At 33.8% G+C, this 20,955-nt stretch carries 22 protein-coding genes; 20 read left to right on the top strand and 2 right to left on the bottom strand.

What is annotated here, in order from left to right; translation table 11 throughout:
- Positions 1-8: 8 nt before the first annotated feature.
- From tgt to trxA, 16 genes are all read left to right on the top strand, one after another.
- On the top strand, positions 9-1,154 hold the full coding sequence (gene tgt, locus AC1RPH_RS06610) for a tRNA guanosine(34) transglycosylase Tgt (protein ID WP_481761842.1): 1,146 nt from the start codon (positions 9-11) through the stop codon (positions 1,152-1,154).
- Positions 1,155-1,237: 83 nt separating this feature from the next.
- Positions 1,238-1,600, top strand: coding sequence for a preprotein translocase subunit YajC (gene yajC / locus AC1RPH_RS06605; RefSeq protein WP_409021441.1), 363 nt, complete (start codon positions 1,238-1,240; stop codon positions 1,598-1,600).
- 164 nt (positions 1,601-1,764) lie between these two features.
- Positions 1,765-3,252 (top strand): glucose-6-phosphate dehydrogenase, encoded by a 1,488-nt coding sequence (zwf, locus tag AC1RPH_RS06600; protein ID WP_481761841.1) that lies wholly within the window; start codon positions 1,765-1,767, stop codon positions 3,250-3,252.
- A gap of 147 nt (positions 3,253-3,399) precedes the next feature.
- The gene (locus tag AC1RPH_RS06595; RefSeq protein ID WP_481761840.1) at positions 3,400-4,110 is read left to right on the top strand and encodes a B3/B4 domain-containing protein; all 711 of its coding nucleotides are present in this window, start codon (positions 3,400-3,402) and stop codon (positions 4,108-4,110) included.
- A 137-nt stretch (positions 4,111-4,247) separates the two neighbouring features.
- Positions 4,248-5,390 (top strand): DNA polymerase IV, encoded by a 1,143-nt coding sequence (gene dinB, locus AC1RPH_RS06590; protein ID WP_481761839.1) that lies wholly within the window; start codon positions 4,248-4,250, stop codon positions 5,388-5,390.
- A 57-nt stretch (positions 5,391-5,447) separates the two neighbouring features.
- Positions 5,448-6,128: a metal-dependent hydrolase gene (locus AC1RPH_RS06585; protein WP_481761838.1), complete on the top strand. Its 681-nt coding sequence runs from the start codon at positions 5,448-5,450 to the stop codon at positions 6,126-6,128.
- Positions 6,129-6,143: 15 nt separating this feature from the next.
- Entirely contained in the window at positions 6,144-7,097 is a 954-nt protein-coding gene (locus AC1RPH_RS06580; protein WP_481761837.1) for a DHH family phosphoesterase, read from the top strand.
- Position 7,098: 1 nt separating this feature from the next.
- Positions 7,099-8,424 (top strand): DEAD/DEAH box helicase, encoded by a 1,326-nt coding sequence (locus AC1RPH_RS06575; protein WP_409021433.1) that lies wholly within the window; start codon positions 7,099-7,101, stop codon positions 8,422-8,424.
- A 275-nt stretch (positions 8,425-8,699) separates the two neighbouring features.
- Entirely contained in the window at positions 8,700-11,357 is a 2,658-nt protein-coding gene (alaS, locus tag AC1RPH_RS06570) for an alanine--tRNA ligase (protein WP_481761836.1), read from the top strand.
- 147 nt (positions 11,358-11,504) lie between these two features.
- Entirely contained in the window at positions 11,505-11,765 is a 261-nt protein-coding gene (locus tag AC1RPH_RS06565; RefSeq protein ID WP_481761835.1) for an IreB family regulatory phosphoprotein, read from the top strand.
- 8 nt (positions 11,766-11,773) lie between these two features.
- Complete coding sequence (gene ruvX / locus AC1RPH_RS06560; protein ID WP_409021430.1) at positions 11,774-12,208, top strand: Holliday junction resolvase RuvX; 435 nt, start codon at positions 11,774-11,776, stop codon at positions 12,206-12,208.
- A 14-nt stretch (positions 12,209-12,222) separates the two neighbouring features.
- A complete protein-coding gene (locus AC1RPH_RS06555; RefSeq protein WP_409022780.1) occupies positions 12,223-12,516 on the top strand; it encodes a DUF1292 domain-containing protein in 294 nt (97 codons plus the stop codon).
- Between the two features lie 145 nt (positions 12,517-12,661).
- Positions 12,662-12,916 carry a cell division protein ZapA gene (gene zapA, locus AC1RPH_RS06550; protein ID WP_481761834.1) on the top strand — a complete coding sequence of 85 codons (255 nt, stop codon included), beginning with the start codon at positions 12,662-12,664 and terminating at the stop codon, positions 12,914-12,916.
- A 4-nt stretch (positions 12,917-12,920) separates the two neighbouring features.
- Positions 12,921-13,448: a CvpA family protein gene (locus AC1RPH_RS06545; RefSeq protein ID WP_481761833.1), complete on the top strand. Its 528-nt coding sequence runs from the start codon at positions 12,921-12,923 to the stop codon at positions 13,446-13,448.
- A gap of 19 nt (positions 13,449-13,467) precedes the next feature.
- Positions 13,468-15,825: an endonuclease MutS2 gene (locus tag AC1RPH_RS06540; protein ID WP_481761832.1), complete on the top strand. Its 2,358-nt coding sequence runs from the start codon at positions 13,468-13,470 to the stop codon at positions 15,823-15,825.
- A gap of 85 nt (positions 15,826-15,910) precedes the next feature.
- Positions 15,911-16,222 (top strand): thioredoxin, encoded by a 312-nt coding sequence (trxA, locus tag AC1RPH_RS06535; protein ID WP_409022776.1) that lies wholly within the window; start codon positions 15,911-15,913, stop codon positions 16,220-16,222.
- 55 nt (positions 16,223-16,277) lie between these two features.
- Here the strand turns inward: trxA and AC1RPH_RS06530 are convergent, their stop codons facing one another.
- Positions 16,278-16,766, bottom strand: a complete 489-nt coding sequence (locus AC1RPH_RS06530) for a YslB family protein (RefSeq protein ID WP_481761831.1) — start codon at positions 16,764-16,766, stop codon at positions 16,278-16,280.
- A gap of 161 nt (positions 16,767-16,927) precedes the next feature.
- Between AC1RPH_RS06530 and racE the strand changes: the two genes are divergently transcribed.
- The 3 genes from racE to AC1RPH_RS06515 are packed head-to-tail and all read left to right on the top strand — an operon-like array spanning position 16,928 to position 19,506.
- Positions 16,928-17,737, top strand: a complete 810-nt coding sequence (gene racE / locus AC1RPH_RS06525; protein WP_481761830.1) for a glutamate racemase — start codon at positions 16,928-16,930, stop codon at positions 17,735-17,737.
- Between the two features lies 1 nt (position 17,738).
- A complete protein-coding gene (locus AC1RPH_RS06520) occupies positions 17,739-18,980 on the top strand; it encodes an XTP/dITP diphosphatase (protein WP_481761829.1) in 1,242 nt (413 codons plus the stop codon).
- A complete protein-coding gene (locus AC1RPH_RS06515; RefSeq protein WP_481761828.1) occupies positions 18,961-19,506 on the top strand; it encodes a YfcE family phosphodiesterase in 546 nt (181 codons plus the stop codon). The genes AC1RPH_RS06520 and AC1RPH_RS06515 overlap by 20 nt, the downstream gene beginning before the upstream one ends.
- Positions 19,507-19,554: 48 nt before the next feature.
- Here the strand turns inward: AC1RPH_RS06515 and AC1RPH_RS06510 are convergent, their stop codons facing one another.
- On the bottom strand, positions 19,555-20,292 hold the full coding sequence (locus tag AC1RPH_RS06510) for an MIP/aquaporin family protein (RefSeq protein ID WP_409022771.1): 738 nt from the start codon (positions 20,290-20,292) through the stop codon (positions 19,555-19,557).
- Between the two features lie 165 nt (positions 20,293-20,457).
- Here AC1RPH_RS06510 and cbpB point away from each other — a divergent pair, with 165 nt between their 5' ends.
- Positions 20,458-20,940: a cyclic-di-AMP-binding protein CbpB gene (gene cbpB, locus AC1RPH_RS06505; protein ID WP_481761827.1), complete on the top strand. Its 483-nt coding sequence runs from the start codon at positions 20,458-20,460 to the stop codon at positions 20,938-20,940.
- Positions 20,941-20,955: the final 15 nt, after the last annotated feature.

The raw sequence follows: 20,955 nt of genomic DNA, 5'->3' as shown, positions 1-20,955 counted from the left end.
AATTAATAATGGTAGAGCCCGCAATTAAGTATCGGTTAATCAAAAAAGACAAACGGACAGGTGCCAGACTTGGTGAAATTATTACACCTCACGGAACTTTCCCAACGCCAATGTTTATGCCCGTAGGTACACTAGCATCTGTTAAATCAATGGCACCTGAAGAATTAGACGAACTTGGTGCTAATATTATCTTATCAAACACCTATCATTTATGGTTACGCCCCGGTGAAGATGTCGTACAAGAAGCTGGTGGGTTACATAAATTTATGAATTGGGATAAAGGTATTTTGACTGATTCGGGTGGCTTTCAAGTATTTTCATTAGCAAAGATGCGTGATATTACTGAGGAAGGCGTCAAATTTAGAAGTCATCTAAATGGAGAAAAATTATTCTTATCACCAGAAAAAGCGATCCACATAGAAAATGCTTTAGGTGCGGATATTATGATGAGTTTTGATGAATGTCCACCATTTTCTGAAAGTTATGACTATATTAGCAAATCAGTTGATCGGACAAGCCGCTGGGCTGAAAGAGGACTTGAAGCTCATTTGAATCCGAAAGAACAGGCTTTATTTGGAATTGTTCAAGGTGGCGGTCATCGAAATTTGAGAGAACGAAGTGCGCGTGATTTAGTTTCAATGGACTTTCCTGGTTATTCAATAGGTGGGTTATCGGTAGGGGAATCAAAAGCTGAAATGAACCGCGTTTTAGATTTCACAACGCCATTGTTACCAGAAGACAAGCCACGGTATCTAATGGGTGTTGGTTCAGCTGACGCCTTGATTGATGGGGTGTTACGTGGAATTGATATGTTTGATTGCGTGTTACCAACACGTATTGCTAGAAATGGGACAACAATGACTTCAATGGGCCGTGTTGTTGTAAAAAATGCGAAATATGAACGAGACTTTAGACCATTAGATGAAAACTGTGATTGTTATACATGTAAGAATTATACGCGTGCTTATTTACGTCATCTGATTAAAGCAGATGAAACATTTGGTATTCGTTTAACTAGTTATCATAATTTGTATTTTTTAACACATTTAATGGCTGATGTTCGTCAAGCTATTATGGATGACAACTTATTAGAATTTCGTGAAGCATTTTTTGAACAATATGGATTTTATGATAAAAATCCTAAGAATTTTTAAATTTTTTTGAATAACTGTGGTGTTCAGTCAATAAGTTTGATACCCTTGTGTAGTAAGAAAAAAGAAATAGAGGTGACTTATTAATGCAATATAGTAGTATTTTAATGATTGTGGCTTTATTCGTCTTGATGTATTTCATGATGATTCGTCCACAAAAAAAACAACAACAAAAACAACAAGATATGATGAACCAATTAAAACCTGGGGATGCAGTAGTAACTATTGGTCGTTTACACGGCGTTATTGATAGTTTTGATGAAGAGGCAAAAACTGTTACACTTGATTGTGACGGTATTTTCTTAACATTTGAACGCTCAGCAATCGCACGTGTCCTTCCTGCCGCAGTTAAAGTAGAACCTGCAGCTGCAGTTAAGGAAGAAACAACTACTGATGCAGTTATTGAAACAAAAACTGAAGAAGATAAATTCTCTTCTGACGAAAAATAATTATTTTCAAGTATTAACTTTGTGCTAATCAGAGTTAATACTTTTTTTATTGTCTAGTTTAAGACCAACTTTCTTGTTTATTTTACTAATAAAATGTAAACTTATACTATTGATTTTACTAATAAAGAGGACTGAAACCTCAAAAATGAGAGTGGTGTGGAATAATGGAAACTCAACAAAAGGCCTTATTTATTATCTTTGGTGGAACCGGAGATTTAGCAAAGCGAAAATTGTATCCATCTCTTTTCAAACTATTTGAAAAAGGATTTTTAGATGCCAACTTTGCTGTAATTGGGACTGCAAGACGTCCTTGGACAGATGATTTTTATCAAAACGTTGTTACTGAATCTTTAGTTAATGTTAGCGATGATGCTAATAAAATTGCTGATTTCGTATCACATTTTTATTATCAATCACATGATGTGACTGATGTTGCACATTATATAACTTTAAAAAAATTAGCAGATAAACTTGATGAAAAATACCAAATTGAAGGTAACCGTATGTTCTACTTAGCAATGTCACCTCAATTTTTTGGTACGATTGCGACTCATTTAGGGTCACAAAAGTTAGTAACTAAAAATGGATTCAACCGTTTAATTATTGAAAAACCTTTTGGACGCAATTTTGAAAGTGCTAAAAAGTTAAATGATGAAATTACAAATACTTTTGATGAAGATCAAATATTTAGAATTGATCATTACCTAGGTAAGGAAATGATTCAAAATATTCCAGCAATTCGTTTTGGTAATATTATTACGCAAACATTGTGGAATAATAAGTATATAGATAATATTCAATTAACGTTGAGTGAGTCATTAGGTGTTGAAGAACGTGGCGGGTACTATGAAACGAGTGGCGCTATGCGTGATATGTTCCAAAATCACATTATGCAAGTTGTTTCATTATTAACAATGGACATGCCAAAAGAATTTGTTGCATCAGAAATTCGTAAAGAAAAATTAAAGGCTTTAAAAGCAATCCGTATCTTAAAACCTGATGAAGTTAATAAAAACTTTGTTCGTGGACAATATGGTGCAAATGAGGCAGGAACCGAAAAGGCTTATCGTGAGGAAAAACAGATTTCACCTGATTCAATGATTGAAACATTTATTGCTGGTCGTTTAATGATTGACAATGATCGTTGGGCTGGTGTGCCAGTTTATGTTCGCAGTGGTAAACGTCTTGTCGAGAAAAATACTGAAATCAATATTGTTTTTAAAAATGTTGAAAAAAATATTTTTGGAACAAGTGCTGAACATGAACATTTAGGTAAAGATGTATTAACAATTACAGTTGAACCTGATGAACGATTTAGATTGACGATTAATACTAAAGAAATTGGGCAAGGCTTTAACACGAATAAAACGAATTTAGATTATGTTAATTCACCTGAAACAAAAGCTAAAACACCAGAAGCATACGAAAAGTTAATTTTGGATGCGTTAGATGGAAATGCAATTAATTTTGCTCATTGGAATGAAGTTGCTAAGGCATGGAATGTAGCCGATGTGATTTTAGAGACATGGCATAACGATAATGATGATAAAACGTTATTCCCTAACTATTTAAGTGGATCGATGGGTCCAACGGCTTCAGATAAATTATTAACGGATGATGGTAATTACTGGATATACGATCCTAAAAAGTAAAAAACGTTAATCCTTCGGTATTAATTGAAGTAACTCTTGCATGATAATTTTAATTATTTAGGGAAATATTATTTTAATAGACAAAATATCAGAAGTATTATAGTACGAAAGCGATTATAAAAGTATAAATTTATAAGGAGAGTAATGATGAATAAAATTATTATAGATGAAGATTTTTGGAACATCTTTCCAGATGCACAAATTAATATTATGCTTTTAAAAGATATAGATAATCATCCTAAAGAAAATCAAACCGATTTTTATGATAACATGCTTGAACAAGCTGGGGATAAAGCTCAAAAATATTTAACAAATGAATCATTCAAAGACAATTTAGTCGTGGCTAATTGGCGTGAAGCATACCAAAATTTTAAGAAGAAAAAAGGTGCTCGTTCATCAATTGAAGCTTTACTTAAACGAGTTGATCAGGGTAAAGGTGTGGGTTCAATAAATCCGCTTGTTGACCTGTACAATAGTATTTCATTAGAGTATGGTGTACCTGTTGGTGGTGAAGATACAGATGCTATCAAAGGAGATCTTCATTTAGGTGTTGCTAAAGGTGGAGAAGCTTTTTATCCTTTAGGTGATGATAAAAATGAACCAGCTCTGCTTGGTGAAGTTTTATATTATGATGATGATGGAGCAGTTTGCAGATGCTTAAATTGGCGAGATGGTAAAAGAACAATGTTAACAGATGATACAAAAAATGCTGTTATGGTAATGGAATCTGTCAATAAAGAACAGAATGAAATTATTGATGAGGCAATGTTACAATTACAAAAGTCTATTAAAGATAATCTTAATGTAGAAGGTAAAATTTTTAAATTAAATAAGGATAATTCTGTTATAGGTGAATAATATGAAGTACCTCATAATTGTTAAACATAAGTTTAACGATAATGAGGTATTTTTATATCTTAATGGACAATAAAGAGCAATTAATTTGAAAAGGAACGTGCGTTCGTGTAAAATTGCATGAAAAGGATGTGGGACTAATGGCTGAATTAAATGGTATTACAATAGACGATAATTTATTAAAAAGAAAAATTATCCATGTCGATATGGATGCTTTTTATGCGTCAATTGAAGAGCGTGAACATCCTGAATTTATTGGACAACCATTAGTTATTGCCCAGGATCCTAGAAAAAATGGTGGTCGTGGTGTTGTTGCTACAGCAAATTATGAGGCAAGAAAATTAGGTATCCATTCTGCTATGGCAGCCCAAGAAGCTTATGAAATTTGTCCTAAAGCTATTTTTAAATCGCCTGATTTCACACTATATAAAGAAGTTTCAAGACAGCTTCATGAAATATTTCATGAATATACAGAAATGATTGAGCCAATTGCATTTGATGAAGCCTATCTTGATATTACACAGAATAAAAAAGAAATTAAAAGTGCTATTCAAGCAGCGCACATGATTCAAAGAGAAATCTATCAAAAATTACATTTAACCTGTTCAACGGGTGTTTCTTATAATAAATTTTTAGCAAAACTAGCGTCCGATTACAATAAACCAGCTGGAATGACATTAATTCTGCCAGAAGATGTCATTCCTTTTTTATCTGAATTGCCAATTGGTAAATTTAGAGGCGTTGGAAAAAAAACAGAACCAAAAATGATTAATCAAGGTATCCTTACTGGAAAAGAATTATTAGAAAAATCTGAAGTTGAATTAATTCAACAATTTGGTAAATTAGGGTACTTCTTATATAAACGAGTACGAGGTGTTGATGATCGTCCAGTCGAGTGGCAAAGAGAGAGAAAATCGATTGGTAGCGAGCGAACATACGGGAAGTTATTGATGACAACGGATGAAGTTGAAACACAACTTAGGTATATTGCACATTTAGTTTCAGAAACGTTGAGTAAACAACAAAAACATGGGAAAACGTTAGTCATTAAAGTTCGCTATCAGGATTTTACGACGCTAACAAAAAGATTAACATTGGAAGAATTTATTCGTAATGATGCAGCAACTATTTATTTTTATGGACGACAGATTTTTGACGATATATTGGGTGCAGAAAAGGGAATTAGGTTACTTGGATTAACGATGACAAATTTAGCACCAATTGGTTTTGAAAATATGAAACTACCATTATTTGGGAAAAAAGACACAAAACAGCCTTTGTAATTGGCCTCAATAACCGTTATACTTAAGAGCAACTTTGGAAACGAAAGAAGACTAAACATGAAAATTACATGGCTTGGACAATCTAGTATTCAAATTGTTACTGACGATAAGTTGACGATCTTAATTGATCCATTCATTAAAGATAATCCGTTAGTTAAAACGACTATTGACGAATTAAATCCAGATTATATTTTAGTGACGCATGCACACTACGATCATGTGGGTGATACAATTGAGTTAGCAAAAAAATCAGGGGCTAAAGTCGTTACAATCAATGAACTAGCTAATTATTTTGAAGATGAGGGTTTAATTGTTGAGCCTTTAAATTTTGGTGGTCAGCTTAAATTACCTTTCGGTTCAGTAAAACTTATTCCCGCGTGGCATACTGCTGCCTTGGTAATTGATGGTACAGCGAGAACATTAGGTGTAGCTGCAGGGTTTGAATTGCATATTGATGGGAAAGTCTTGTATCATGCAGGAGATACGGCTTTATTTTCAGATATGAAGTTAGTTAATCATATGGAACCTGTTGATTTAGCATTTTTACCGATTGGTGATACTTATACAATGGGTTTAGAAGATGCTGCAATTGCAGCTGAATTTGTACAGGCAAAAAAGGTTGTTCCAATTCATTACAATACGTTTACCAAAATTGAACAAAATCCAGTTGAATTTGTTCAATTATTGAATGATGGTGTGGGGATTATTCCCGAGATTGATATTCCATTTGAGTTCTAAGAAGGAGTCATTTAAGTGAAAATTGAGTTAGAAATTTTAAAAAAAATTAAACAATTTGATACGATTATTATTCATCGTCATCAAAGTCCAGACCCTGATGCAATTGGATCTCAATCGGGGTTAGCAGCAATTATTCGTGCTAGTTTTCCTGACAAAAAGGTTTATCAAGTTGGTGCGCCCTCAGCTGGATTAGTATGGATTAGTGACCAAGATGAAATTTCTGATGAGACGTATAATAATGCACTCGTCATCGTGATTGATACGGCTAATCGTCCAAGAGTTGAAGATGATCGATATACAAGTGGTGCCTACCTAATTAAATTGGATCATCATCCCAATGAAGACGTTTATGGTGATTTAGTTTGGGTGAAAACAAATGCATCAAGTAGTTCTGAATTAGTTATGGATTTAGTTGATGGCGTTGGTGGAGAACTTGTAGTTACTGATGATGCGGCTAGGATGTTATACGCCGGAATTGTTGGCGATACAGGTCGATTCATGTATTCAGCAACAACTGCACATACGATGCAAGTGGTTGCTGAATTAATGACTTATCATTTTTCAACTACTAAAATAAACCAAAAAATGGACAATATTACCGCAGGTGTCGCTAAGTTATCAGGATATGTATATGATAATTTAGTTATTACAGAACATAAAGCAGCATATGTCATATTGACACATGACTATCTAGATTCAATAGAGTTGGGCGATGCTGGTTCATCTCAAATTGTACCTTTACCAGGTAAAATTATTGAAGTTCAATGTTGGGCAATTTTTGTGCAGCAAAAGGATGGTAGCTATCGCGTTCGATTACGATCAAAAGGTCCTGTAATCAATCAGTTAGCAAAAGAGCATGATGGTGGTGGACATCCCATGGCCAGTGGTGCAAGAGCTAAAGACCAAGCAGAGTACGAAGAAATAGTTAAATCACTTGATGATTTAGCTAAGACATATACGGGAGAATAAAATGCCAGAAAATTTTAAAAATTTTGGATTGAAATCGTATCTTTTAAAAGCGATTGAAGCAATTCATTTTAATGTACCAACAGAAGTTCAACAACGCTTAATACCAGTTGTTTTAAAGGGTAAAAGCGTTGTAGGTCAATCACAAACGGGTAGTGGTAAAACACATACTTTCCTATTACCAATCTTTAATCAACTTGATCCTTCAAATAATACGGTTCAAGCAGTTATTACGACACCAAGTCGTGAACTTGCTTACCAAATTTATGAAGCTGCTAAGCAATTGGCAGAATTTAGTCCCGAACCTATTCATATTCAAAATTATGTTGGTGGGACAGATAAACAGCGTCAAATCGATAAATTAAGTAGAAGACAACCACAAATTGTCATTGGGACACCTGGACGTATTGCTGATTTAATGAGCAGTAACGCTTTAGATATTCATAATGCATCAACTTTAGTTGTAGATGAAGCAGATATGACACTTGATTTAGGGTTTTTGAAAGAAACTGATCAAATTGCATCTGCATTACCTTCTGATCTTCAAATGATGGTGTTTTCAGCAACTATTCCACAAAAATTACAACCATTTTTAAAGAAATACATGAAGAACCCAGTAGTTGAAGAAATTGCAGCTAAATCAGTTATTAGTGATACGATTGAAAACTGGATTATTCCAACGAAGGGTCATGATCGTAATGAAGTTATTTATCAATTAATTACGATGGGACAACCATATATCGCACTTATTTTTGCAAATACAAAAACACGTGTTGATGAAATTGTTGAGTATTTACGTGGTAAGAATTTAAAAGTTGCTAAAATTCATGGTGATGTGCCAGCTCGTGAACGAAAACGTGTCATGAAAGAAGTTCAAAATTTAGATTTTCAATATGTTGTCGCAACTGATTTGGCAGCGCGTGGAATTGATATTGAGGGTGTTTCACATGTCATCAATGATGATATTCCAAATGATTTAGAATTCTTCATTCATCGTGTTGGACGTACTGGTCGTAACGGTTTGAGTGGTATTGCGATGACGTTATATGAACCAAATGAAGAAAATAAAATTGCTGAGTTAGAAGCAATGGGGATTAAATTTGCACCTAAAGATATTAAAAAAGGTGAAATCGTTGATTCTTATGATCGTAATCGCCGTGAAAATCGTAAACAAACCAAAGATCCTTTAGCTCCAGTAATCAAAGGAATGGTTAAAAAAGAGAAGAAAAAACGTAAACCTGGATATAAGAAAAAGATTCAAAAAGCAATTAAACGTAAAGATCAAATGGATCGTCGCGTTAACAGAAAACAAAATCGTAAAGAGTCGTAAGCTTAATTTGACAATTTGAGTCGATTTCAATATAATTTTTATTAGAAACAGGGATAAATTTAAATAGCCTAACAGAAACATTTCATTTGCTGAGAGAAATGATTATTTAAAAAAGCTGCCTTGTGTTAAGTATTAATAGAATGACGTCCACTCAACGTTATCGAGTTTAAGAGGTAAACGACTAAAACATCGTTGCAAGTAAGGTGGTACCGCGCTATAAGCGTCCTTACTCGCAGCGGTGTTTTTTGCTTAAAAATAGAAGGGAAGTCACACTTATGAAAAAAATGACAAGTACTGAAATACGCCAAATGTATTTAGATTTCTTTAAAGAAAAAGGCCATACAATTGAACCTAGTGCCTCATTACTACCTGTGGATGATCCCACATTACTGTGGATTAATTCCGGTGTTGCAACTTTAAAAAAATATTTTGATGGATCAGTTGTACCAGAAAATCCTAGAATTACGAATGCCCAAAAAAGTATTCGTACGAATGATATCGAGAATGTTGGTAAGACAGCACGTCATCATACGTTATTCGAAATGTTGGGTAATTTCTCAATTGGGGATTATTTTAAACCAGAAGCAATTAATTGGGCTTGGGAATTATTAACAAGTGAAAAATGGTTCGCATTTGATGCTGAAAAACTATACGTTACTGTTTACCCAAAAGATTTGGAAGCAAAACGTATCTGGTTAGAAGAAGTTAAGTTACCAAAGGATCATCTAGTAGAAGTAGAAGATAACTTTTGGGATATTGGACAAGGACCTAGTGGACCTGATACAGAAATTTTTTATGATCGTGGACAAAGTTTTAATAACTTAGCTGAGGATGATGACGAAAATTATCCTGGTGGCGAAAATGAACGTTATCTAGAAGTTTGGAATATCGTGTTCTCTGAATTTAATCACACACCTGAAAATAACTATGAACCACTACCTCATCAAAATATTGATACGGGGATGGGTTTAGAACGTGTTGTTTCGATTTTCCAAAATGCAAAAACTAATTTTGAAACAGATTTATTCTTACCCTTAATTGATGCAACTGAAAAAATGAGTAATAATAAAAAATATGATGATAATGCCCAAGATGATATTTCATTTAAGGTTATTGCAGATCATGCGCGTGCAATTTCATTTGCCATTGGTGATGGCGCTTTACCTTCTAATGAAGGACGTGGCTATGTTATTCGTCGATTAATTCGTCGTGCAGTGATGCATGGACAAAAATTAGGGATAGAAGGATCATTTTTAACGCAACTTGTACCTGTTGTTGGTAATATTATGAAGGATTATTATCCGGAAGTTTTAGAACAATCAGAGTATATTTCTAAAATTGTTCGTTCTGAAGAAGAACGATTTAATGAAACATTAAAAGATGGATTACAGTTATTAAATAATCTTATTTTAACGACTAAAAAAGAAAATAAAGTAGAGCTAACTGGTGCTGGTGTCTTTAAATTGTACGATACTTATGGTTTTCCATTTGAATTAACGAAAGAATATGCCGAAGATGAAGGATTATCTGTAGATCAAGTAGGGTTTAACGCTGAAATGCAACAGCAGAAGGATCGTGCTCGTGCTGCACGTAGTAATGCTAAATCAATGGGTGTTCAAAATGGGATGTTAACAGATATTAAAACAATTAGTGAATATGTTGGTTATACACAAGCTAATGTGGATGACGCCAAAGTGGTTGATTTAATTGTGGATAACGAGTTAGTAGATAACATAAAACCAGGTGATAACGCTCAAGTTATTTTTTCAAAAACACCATTTTACGCTGAAATGGGTGGACAAGTTGCTGATAAAGGAACTATCAAAGATACAGAAGGCAATGTTATTGCTGAAGTTGAAGAAGTTCAACATGCACCTAATGGACAAAATTTACACGCCATTAAAGTTCTTGCAGCAATGAAAAAAGACCAATTAGTGACACTAGAAATTAATCAAGATTTCCATAAAAAAGTTGAAAAAAATCATACGGCGACACATTTACTTGATCAAGCATTGCGAGATGTTCTGGGCGAACATACACATCAAGCTGGGTCATTAGTCGAACCCACTTATCTACGGTTTGATTTTACAAATATTGGTTCCGTTTCAGAGAAACAGTTAAAACAAGTTGAAAAGATTGTTAACGATAAGATTTGGGCTGAGTTAGCTGTTGAAACTGTTGAAACAGATATTGATTCTGCTAAAAATATGGGTGCCATTGCTTTATTCTCAGAAAAATATGGAAAAATTGTGCGGGTTGTGAAAATTGGCGATTATTCAATTGAATTCTGTGGTGGTACGCACGTTTCAAATACGAGTGAAATCGGCTTATTTAAAATTATTTCTGAATCAGGTGTTGGTGCCGGCGTTCGTCGTATTGAAGCAGTAACTTCTAAAGAAGCTTTTGATTTCTTAAACGGACGTAACGAACTCTTAGAAACAGTAGCACAACAAGTAAAAGTAAATAAAGTCGTAGAAGTTTCAAATAAAATTGAACAATTACAAAGTGCATTAAAAGTAAGTGAACAACAAATTCAAGCATTTGAAGATAAAATTGCTAGCCAACAAGCTGGGGATGTTTTCAAAAATAAACAAGAAATTAATGGTAAAACGTTAATTGCAGCAAAAGTTTCAGTTTCAGGGATGTCTCAATTACGTCAATTGGCTGACCAATGGAAAACCCAAGAATTATCAGATGTTTTGGCTATTGGAACAACAAGTGATGACGGTAAAGTTAATTTAATTACGGCAGTTAGTGCTGATGGCATTAAATCAGGATTAAAAGCGGGCGATTTAATTAAGACGATTGCGCCACTTGTTGGCGGTGGTGGCGGTGGCCGACCAGACTTAGCTCAAGCAGGTGGTAAAAATCCAGCAGGTTTAGCTGATGCAATCAAAGAAGCAGCAAATTGGTTAAATAATCAAACCAAATAATAATTAAAGGAGTATTTATCTAATAATAAATAGATAAATACTCTTTATTATATTACGGCTTGATTACATCAGCTTGTTTTGATTGTCGAATGGTCCTTTTTTTAGTAGAATAGAGCTAGGTTAATAAATTGATGGGGGTGCCACGTTATGAGTTCATTAGATAAAACAATGTTCTTTAATTTTGACGAAAATAATAAAAAAGATGTCCACGATACATTGGTAACTGTTTACCAATCATTAGAAGAAAAAGGGTACAACCCTATTAACCAGATTGTTGGCTATTTGTTATCGGGCGATCCTGCTTATATTCCTAGATTTAATGACGCACGTAATTTAATTAGAAAATATGAACGCGATGAAATTGTTGAAGAGTTAGTTAAAAATTACTTAAATACAGAAGAAAAGTAGGAAATTAAATGAGATTAATGGGCTTGGATATTGGTTCAAGAACGGTCGGCGTTTCAATGAGCGATTTATTAGGATGGACTGCCCAAGGCGTTGAAATTATTCGTATTAATGAAGACAGAAGTGACTTTGGTATTGAACGTGTCAAAGAATTGGTTACAGAGTATGAAGTAACTGGCTTTGTACTCGGCTTACCCAAAAATATGAACAACTCATTAGGCCCTCGTGCTGAAGCTGCGCAAAAGTACGGCGAGTTATTAGTTGAAACTTTTGGCTTGCCAATTGATTTTCAAGATGAACGGTTGACAACTGTTGAGGCAGAACGTATGCTTGTTGAACAGGCCGATACATCAAGAAAAAAAAGAAAAAAAGTTATTGATAAACTTGCTGCAAGCCTAATTTTACAGAATTATTTAGATGGTAAAGGCAAATTAACTAAAGAATAAAGTGAGGTCACAATATGAATAATGAAGAAGAAAACCAACAGATTACATTAGTAGATGATAACGGTAATGAAACACTTTTTGAAGTTCTGTTTACCTTTGAATCTGATGATTACAATAAATCATATATTATGCTTTATCCACTTGGCTCAGAAGCTGATGAAGAGGTTGAAATTCAAGCTTACTCATTTAGTCCTAATGAGAATGGTGAAGCAACTGAAAGTGATTTAGAACCAATCGAAGACGATGATGAATGGGATATGGTAGAAGAAGTATTGAATACCTTCCTTTCAGATGAAAGTATGCAATAGAAGATTATTTAAAAAGTTGAGCCAAATTGGTTTAACTTTTTTATTTTGTTTTAAATTATATATTATGGACTATGATACACATATCTCTTTTGATCAATTCGTGGTAAAATTATTTTTAAATGATTAAATGTAAGGAGGGTGTTCATTGGAAAATCAAAAGAATAGATATAAGACTAAAATCGGTAAAAAAGTGTATACAATTATTGGATCAGAATCAGACACACACATGGACGCCGTAGCAACATTGGTGAAAAATGAATTTCAATCAGTGAAGGACATGCTACCTGAAATAGATGATGAACAAGTAGCGATATTAGTAGCTATCAACGCAGTTTCAGATCAAATTAAATTACAAGAAAAATTAAATGAAATTAATGGTGAAACACAAGTAAAGGAGTAATATTATGACAGTTTCTTTAATTGTTATCTTTTTATTAATTGTGTCATTTTTTAACGGTTATAGAAAAGGATTAGTATTAACGCTTTTGAGAATTGTAGGATTTATCGCTATCTATTTATTTGCTAAAGTTTTAACAAATCCTGTTACTATTTGGTTGGGAGAACGTTTCCCTAAAATTATGGAAACTGATAAGACATCTATTACGAACCATCTTCAGACTAACTTTTATTCGATGATTGTATTTGCGGCTTTATTTGTGGTTGGCGGTATACTCATTAGAGGTATTATTAGAGTAATAAATTCTGTTACAAAATTACCAGTTATTCATCAGGTGAATTCACTAATTGGTGGGGTTCTATCGGTTATACTGATGTTTGTTTTTATTTTTATTGGGTTAATTATTTTGTCGGCTTGGCCTAATCAAAAAGTTAATGAAGCTGTTTTAGAATCGACGGTTGCTCAAAAAATACTAACAGATACGCCAACAATAGCTAAAAAGATGTTCATTACAAATACATCATCTACAGATTAAATGTTAGGAGAATTAAAGTATGAACGAAAAAGGATTAAAGACATTAGAATATCAAAAAGTTAAACAACAAATTCAAACATTTATATCTACTGAATCTGGACAAGAAGAAGTTAAGGCATTAGAGCCGATGACTAATCTCGAAAAAATCCAAAAGGATTTAGACGAAACACAAGATGCTGTGAAGATATTGCGACTCCGCGGTGGCATTCCTTTACCACAATTAGTCAACGTTAAGCCACATATGAAACGGTTAGATATGGGAGCTTCTTTGAATGGTAAAGAGCTATCTGCTGTTGGTCGTGTACTACGAACGACTAATGAGGTTAAATTATTTTTTAAAGATTTAGCAGATTCTGAAATTGAATTAACGAGATTATTTGAATGGATAGAAAAGCTTGAAAATCTACCTGAAATTAATCGTAGGTTGAATCAGTCAATTGAAAATGATGGTCACATTACTGATGAGGCTTCACCAGTATTGCATAATATTCGACAAAATATTTTACGCTCGGAAAGTGCCATTAGAGCTAAACTACAAGAATTTACGCGTGGTAAAAGTGCTAAATATTTAAGTGAAACATTAATTACAATTAGAAATGAACGTTACGTTATCCCTGTTAAGGCAGAATATCGTGGTCAATTTGGTGGCGCTGTTCATGACCAAAGTGCAACAGGACAGACCTTATTTATTGAACCGCAAGCAATTGTCGAGATGAATAATCATTTACGCGAACAGCAACTTGCTCAAGCAGATGAAGAACGTCGTATTTTGGCAGAGTTATCTGAATTAGTTGCACCTTTTACAGCAGAAATTTTAGAAAATGCTTATATTTTAGGACATTTCGATTTTGTTAATGCAAAGGCACAATATGCAAGCTCAATTAAAGCAACTGAACCAGCAATTAGTGTTGAAAATGACATTTTTTTAAGACAAGCACGTCATCCTTTATTGGATAGTAAAAAAGTAGTTGCTAACGATATTATGTTAGGAAAAGATTATCAAGCAATTGTTGTTACGGGACCTAATACCGGTGGTAAAACAATTACGTTAAAAACATTAGGCTTAATTCAGATGATGGGACAATCAGGTTTAAATATTCCAACAAATGAAGGTAGTCGTATTGGTATTTTTGAAGATATCTTTGCAGATATTGGGGATGAACAATCGATTGAACAGAGCTTAAGTACATTTTCTGCTCATATGACTAATATCGTTTCTATTTTAGCTAATATTAACGAACATTCATTAGTTTTATTTGATGAATTAGGAGCTGGAACGGATCCACAAGAAGGTGCAGCTTTGGCGATTGCAATTCTTGATGCTGTTGGAGAAAAAGGTAGTTATACAGTTGCTACAACACATTATCCCGAATTAAAAGCGTATGGGTTTAATCGTGCTGGAACAATTAATGCTAGTATGGAATTTGATAGTGAAACGTTACAACCAACTTATCGATTATTAATTGGAATACCTGGTCGTAGTAATGCGTTTGATATTTCTCGTAAAATTGGGTTAGCGTCAAATGTTGTTGATCAAGCGCAAAACTTGACCAATCAAGATAGCCAAGATTTGAATGAAATGATTTCTGACTTAATGAGTAAGCGAAAAAAGGCAGAAGATGAGACACTGGCATTAAAAGCACAACTAGAAGATTCAACGAAATTACATGATGACCTAGCTAAACAGTATGCCGAGTTTGTTGCGCAAAGAGAGTCAATGACGGATAAGGCTAAGGGAAAAGCTAATGAAATCGTGGCAGAAGCAGAAATAAATGCAGATAAAATAATAAAAGAAATTCGCCAAATGCAGATGCTTCAAGGACAAGCTGTTAAAGAACATGAATTAATTGATGCAAAATCACAATTATCACAAATGCATCAACCAACAAATGCTTTGAAGAAAAATAAGGTCCTACAACGAGCTAAAAATAAACAAGAATTCCATGTGAACGACGATGTCTTAGTTAAAACTTATGGTCAACAAGGTGTTTTAGTTAAAAAAATGAGTAAGACAGAGTGGGAAGTTCAACTTGGTATTCTAAAAATGAAAATTAATGAAAACGACCTTCAAAAAGTTCATATCGAGAATGATAAAAAGGATAGAACCATTTTTAAAAATGCGGCTTCAACAAGCGTTTCAACATCGCTTGATCTTCGTGGACAGCGCTATGATGATGCAATGAGCCAAGTTGATCAGTATATTGATTCTGTTTTACTTGCTGGATATGCTTCTGTTACTATTGTTCATGGTAAAGGGACTGGAGCCTTAAGAACTGGAATAACAGATTATTTGAAATCAAATCGTCATGTTAAGTCATTTGAATTTGCAGCACCCAATGCTGGTGGAAATGGCGCAACTATCGTAGAATTCAAGTAACGTTTACTTTTTGTAAGCAAAAATGTGGCGTGGTATTATTTTCTTTGATATGATGGTCACATAAATAATAAAAGGGGGAATTCAAATGGTACAAGCAATTACAGATAAAGAATTTGAAAAAGTAACAGATTCAGGTGTAACATTGACAGATTTTTGGGCAACATGGTGTGGTCCTTGTCGTATGCAATCGCCAGCTATTGAAGATTTAGAACAAGAAATGGGCGATAAAGTAAAATTTTCTAAAATGGATATTGATCAAAATCCAGCAACAGCACAATCTTTTGGTATCATGAGTATTCCAACTTTAATGATTAAAAAAGATGGCGAAGTTGTTGATACAATCGTCGGTTATCATTCAAAAGATCAGGTTAAAGAAGTTTTAGCACAATATATTTAGTAATTAAAAAGAGCTGACTTTTAAAGTCAGCTCTTTTTAATTATCTATTCGATAATTATTCAGTTTCAGTTGGTACTTTGAAGTGAAATTGGTCAGTTGGTTCTGTCATATTAGGATCTTTTAAATCAGTTTGAACAATAATTGAAACACCGGATTTATTATTTTGATTTTCAATTATTGTTTCTGATGTGAAACCACTTTGAATTTGGATAGTTTCAGCAATAAACCCAGCTTCTAGGTTAAAATCAGCAGACTTAATCTGATTCTGTCTGAAGGTAACAATATTACCAGATAGTAACCAAGTTTGCTTGTCTTTTTTTTCTTTAACCACTTCAAGAGTACCCCAATTTGCCTTTTCAAAAAAGGTAATAAGGTCTGCAATATTAGCGAGGTTAGCATTACGGGCCATTTTTTTACCAACCCAGTATAAAATTGTTGTATCCGTACCAATTACTTCTGGTATTAAACTATCGCGAATAAGTTCATATGCGAATGTATCATTGTTGTCAGCTGATAATAAATTTTCAATCAAATTTGGTTTCATATGGATCTCCCTCTGGATATATAATATACAAGTATTATACCGTTATTTAAGATTAGATGATATTGATTTTTCATAAATTAATGTTAAATGACTAGACTTGAATTTTGAGTAAAGACAAGTCATAATTAAGATTGATAAGTAATCGAAAAAGAGGTTAGAAAATGAATAATCAAGCAATTGGATTTATTGATTCAGGTGTTGGTGGATTAACAGTTGTAAAAGAAGCACTTAAACAATTACCAAACGAAAAAATATACTATTTAGGTGATACAGCTAGAATGCCATATGGACCTCGGCCCTCAGAACAAGTTTTAGAATTCACTTGGGATATGACATCTTTTTTGTTAAGTAAAGGGATAAAAATGTTAGTGATTGCTTGTAATACAGCAACGGCTGCTGCCTTGGATGATTTACGAGAAAAATTAGCAATCCCAGTGATTGGTGTTATAAAACCAGGAAGTAGAGCGGCAATTAAGTCATCTAAAAACCAAAGAGTAGGCGTTATTGGGACGGAAGGTACGATTAAAAGTAGCGCATATAGTAATACGTTACATGAAAAAAATCCTAATTTATTTGTGACGAGCTTACCTTGTCCAAAGTTCGTCCCAATTGTCGAGAGTGATCAATACGAATCAGAAATCGCTGAACGAGTTGTTAATGAAACGTTAGCTTTTTTTGATGATAAAAACATTGATACACTAGTCATGGGCTGTACTCACTATCCATTACTCAGACCTTTTATTCAAAATGCGGTTGGTGATAAAGTAACGTTGATTGATTCAGGAGCTGAAACAGTTAACGATGTTTCAACTATCTTAGATTATTTTAATATTGCGGCTAAAAGTGAAGCAAAAATTGAACATGAATTTTTTACGACGGGTGATGCGAATGATTTTAACGAAATTGCATCAGGTTGGTTAGGATTAGAAAATATAAATTCTAAAACAATTCATTTAGGACAGGGAGACTAACATGCGTAAAAATGAGAATCGAGATAATTTAGAAGTTAGACCAGTCTCAATTACAAAATTAAGTCTTAAGGAAGTCGATAGTGCGATTGAATACCAGTTGGGCTTGACTAAGGTAACAATTTTAGTTAACGAAACAGATAACATTGGTGAATTGAAAGTAGACGTTAATCAGTGGTTGAGTGCTCAAAGCAATGTCAAAATTGAATTGATTTTATCATCGCTTAAGACGGCCTTGGCAGAAACATTAAAAGATACTGGATTTAATTTACAAGTACAAATCATGCAAGCTGATGGGGATATTATTGCAACAGTTATTAATGCGAGTTATGTAGCAATTCAAAATTTATTGTTAAAGAGTAACGGTCAAAAATTAAAACCATTTTCAGCGATTAATGTTGGTTTCATTCATGATGAGTTATTTGCTGATTTAACAAGTGAAGAAGAGGAAACAGCCGATAGTCATTTATTAATTGTTCAAAATGAATCAGGGGCTTTTTTACAATTGAATTTTGAAAAATCTAATGCTGATTTACTTGGTGACAAATTAACGCAACTTTTAGGTGGAGCAATGTCAGGATTATCAGAATTAATGGGTAATTCGCAGAAGAAAACCATTTTAATTCAAAATGAACATATTGAGAATCAAAAAGATGTGATTTTAATTGCAACTAAAAATGAAGGAAAAGCGACTGAATTTAAACGTTTTTTTAATCCACTAGGATTTAAAGTTACTACGTTGTTGGACTATCCTGAATTACCAGATGTTGAAGAAACTGGGAAAACATTTGAAGAGAATGCAAGATTAAAGGCAGAAACAATTTCACAATTAACACAATTACCTGTTTTAGCAGATGATTCTGGTTTAATGGTGGACGCCTTAGATGGTCGACCAGGTATATTTTCTGCTCGTTTTGCTGAGGACCATAATGACGCTGCGAATAATGCGAAATTATTACATGAAATGACTGACGTGCCGAAAGACAAAAGGACTGCAAATTTCCATACAACGTTAGTTTTTGCAAAACCTGGTAACGAGTCACTAGTTGTAGACGGTGAAGTGGCTGGAGAAATTTTGGGTATACCACGTGGAGATAACGGATTTGGTTATGACTCACTTTTTTATGTACCTGAATTATATAAGTCTATGGCTGAACTGACTGAAGTAGAAAAAAATAAAATTAGTCATCGCGGTCGTGCAACCGTCAAGTTAATGTCAAATTTTAATGATTGGTGGGAAAAATAAGATGAAGTGCTTAGTTGTGAGTGATAGTCATGGAGATCGTGATATATTAGAATCTATTTTAGTACATAATAAAAATCAAGTTGATGTATTTTTTCATTGTGGCGATTCAGAATTAGAAGCAAATGATCCGCTTTTTAATAAATTTGATGGTGTCCTAGGAAACATGGATTTTGATATGAATTTTCCAGAAGAATTAGTTGAAATTGTGAGCGGGGAAACTATCTATCTCTCTCACGGGCATCTGACTAACGTTAAAACAGGACTGTTCACACTTGAATTAAAAGCTAAGGCTAATCATGCTAAATTCGTATTTTTTGGACATACTCATGAATTAGGATGTGAGATGACTGACGATGGCGTATTAATTTTAAATCCTGGGAGCATTAGTCTTCCTAGAGGGATGTATCAAGGGATTGGTGGAACATATGCGATAGTAGAAGCAAACGAAAAAAATGTTCACGTCTCATATTTCACTAGACAGCATAAATTAATACCAGAATTAACTTGCGAGTTTAAACGTAAATAGCGAAAAAAAACCTCTAAACGAATTTTATCGTTTAGAGGTTTTTAAAATTTAAGCTAGCATAAAAAGTGATTTGTATAGGAAAACGGCACAAATGCCGGCTGCAATTGGTGCAACGACTGGGACCCAACTATAATCCCATTGTGAGTTACCTTTATTTTTAAGAGGTAATAGTTGATGTAGTAAACGTGGAGCAAGATCACGAGCTGGGTTTAGGGCTGGGCCAGTTGCGCCACCCAATGATGCAACTAATACAAGGACTAAGAAACCTAATCCGAGATGAGCTGTTCCGAGGTTATCGGAGAAAAATGGTGCTTTTGTAATACCAATGGCGCCAAATATCAAAATGAAAGTACCAACAAATTCATTAATAAAACCATTTAATTTACTTTGAGCGGCATCAATAGTTGAGAAAGTACCTAAAATACGTTCAGGATCAGTTGTTTGATCATAGTAAGGTTTGTAGGCTGCAACAACAATAGCTTGTCCAACGAATGCACCTAAAAATTGTACTGTCATGTAGGGAAGTACTTCACCCCATGGGAACAAACCAGAAAAAGCTAATCCTAAAGTGAAAGCTGGATTAATATGATTTGCTGAAATACTACCAAAGATTAAGGCGGGAATCATAACACCGAATCCATAACCGAAGGCGATTAAAGCCCAATCACTACCATGTCCTTTTGTATGCCCAAGTTCGACATTGGCCACCGAACCATTACCTAAAATAACCATAATTGCTGTACCAATAAATTCTGCAGCTAATCTTGTTGTTAATGTATAATCCATTGTATCCTCCTATTTTTGTTCGCAATATTTATTATGTTACCAATATTGCGAACAAATGTAAATATTTATTAATAATTGGCTCGATTTTTAAAAAAAATTAGTGTCTGCGTTCAATTTATTATAAAATAGGAGTTGTTCTAAAAGTTTGGAAGGAGGACCTATTGAATGATAGCTAAGTCTATTGAAAAAATGTTATCCGAAAACCAGGAACACTTTTTAATTCCAGCTGAAATTGTTGCTAATGTACAAGAAAATAACTTCCTGGATCACGCACTATTGGTTTTAACAAAAGTTCATTATGCTAAAATTCCCGTTTTAGATAATGATTATAAGTTTAAAGGATTGTTATCCTTGTCTATGATTACTGAGACAATGTTAGGATTAGATGAATTGGATGTCAGCCGATTACACGAAGTTCGTGTTAAAGATGTTATGGAAACTGATATTCCCACTATTCAAGATCCTTACGATATTGAGAATGTTTTGCACTTACTTGTGGACCATCCCTTTTTATCAGTTGTTTCTTCTGAGGGCAGTTTTACAGGTATCGTGACACGTCGTGAGCTTATGAAAAGTATGAATCATATTGCTCATGAATTTGAAAAAGAGTATATAGTTCAAGATATTGAAACTAAAGAAAGAAAATAAATAATATGAAATATT

It is taken from the genome of Dellaglioa sp. CoH-57-MRSF-16 (genome assembly GCF_056782055.1).
This window is presented reverse-complemented; position numbering and strand designations above follow the sequence as displayed.

What these genes read in the sequence shown, in the direction of transcription:
- AC1RPH_RS06530 (WP_481761831.1), bottom strand. Translation starts at nt 16,766, where the DNA reads ATGAAACCAAATTTGATTGAAAATTTATTATCAGCTGACAACAATGAT.
- racE (WP_481761830.1), top strand. Translation starts at nt 16,928, where the DNA reads ATGAATAATCAAGCAATTGGATTTATTGATTCAGGTGTTGGTGGATTA.
- AC1RPH_RS06510 (WP_409022771.1), bottom strand. Translation starts at nt 20,292, where the DNA reads ATGGATTATACATTAACAACAAGATTAGCTGCAGAATTTATTGGTACA.
- dinB (WP_481761839.1), top strand. Translation starts at nt 4,248, where the DNA reads ATGGCTGAATTAAATGGTATTACAATAGACGATAATTTATTAAAAAGA.
- AC1RPH_RS06555 (WP_409022780.1), top strand. Translation starts at nt 12,223, where the DNA reads ATGAATAATGAAGAAGAAAACCAACAGATTACATTAGTAGATGATAAC.
- tgt (WP_481761842.1), top strand. Translation starts at nt 9, where the DNA reads ATGGTAGAGCCCGCAATTAAGTATCGGTTAATCAAAAAAGACAAACGG.
- AC1RPH_RS06575 (WP_409021433.1), top strand. Translation starts at nt 7,099, where the DNA reads ATGCCAGAAAATTTTAAAAATTTTGGATTGAAATCGTATCTTTTAAAA.
- cbpB (WP_481761827.1), top strand. Translation starts at nt 20,458, where the DNA reads ATGATAGCTAAGTCTATTGAAAAAATGTTATCCGAAAACCAGGAACAC.
- alaS (WP_481761836.1), top strand. Translation starts at nt 8,700, where the DNA reads ATGAAAAAAATGACAAGTACTGAAATACGCCAAATGTATTTAGATTTC.
- AC1RPH_RS06515 (WP_481761828.1), top strand. Translation starts at nt 18,961, where the DNA reads ATGATTGGTGGGAAAAATAAGATGAAGTGCTTAGTTGTGAGTGATAGT.
- yajC (WP_409021441.1), top strand. Translation starts at nt 1,238, where the DNA reads ATGCAATATAGTAGTATTTTAATGATTGTGGCTTTATTCGTCTTGATG.
- trxA (WP_409022776.1), top strand. Translation starts at nt 15,911, where the DNA reads ATGGTACAAGCAATTACAGATAAAGAATTTGAAAAAGTAACAGATTCA.
- AC1RPH_RS06520 (WP_481761829.1), top strand. Translation starts at nt 17,739, where the DNA reads ATGCGTAAAAATGAGAATCGAGATAATTTAGAAGTTAGACCAGTCTCA.
- AC1RPH_RS06595 (WP_481761840.1), top strand. Translation starts at nt 3,400, where the DNA reads ATGAATAAAATTATTATAGATGAAGATTTTTGGAACATCTTTCCAGAT.
- AC1RPH_RS06540 (WP_481761832.1), top strand. Translation starts at nt 13,468, where the DNA reads ATGAACGAAAAAGGATTAAAGACATTAGAATATCAAAAAGTTAAACAA.
- AC1RPH_RS06545 (WP_481761833.1), top strand. Translation starts at nt 12,921, where the DNA reads ATGACAGTTTCTTTAATTGTTATCTTTTTATTAATTGTGTCATTTTTT.
- ruvX (WP_409021430.1), top strand. Translation starts at nt 11,774, where the DNA reads ATGAGATTAATGGGCTTGGATATTGGTTCAAGAACGGTCGGCGTTTCA.
- AC1RPH_RS06585 (WP_481761838.1), top strand. Translation starts at nt 5,448, where the DNA reads ATGAAAATTACATGGCTTGGACAATCTAGTATTCAAATTGTTACTGAC.
- zwf (WP_481761841.1), top strand. Translation starts at nt 1,765, where the DNA reads ATGGAAACTCAACAAAAGGCCTTATTTATTATCTTTGGTGGAACCGGA.
- AC1RPH_RS06565 (WP_481761835.1), top strand. Translation starts at nt 11,505, where the DNA reads ATGAGTTCATTAGATAAAACAATGTTCTTTAATTTTGACGAAAATAAT.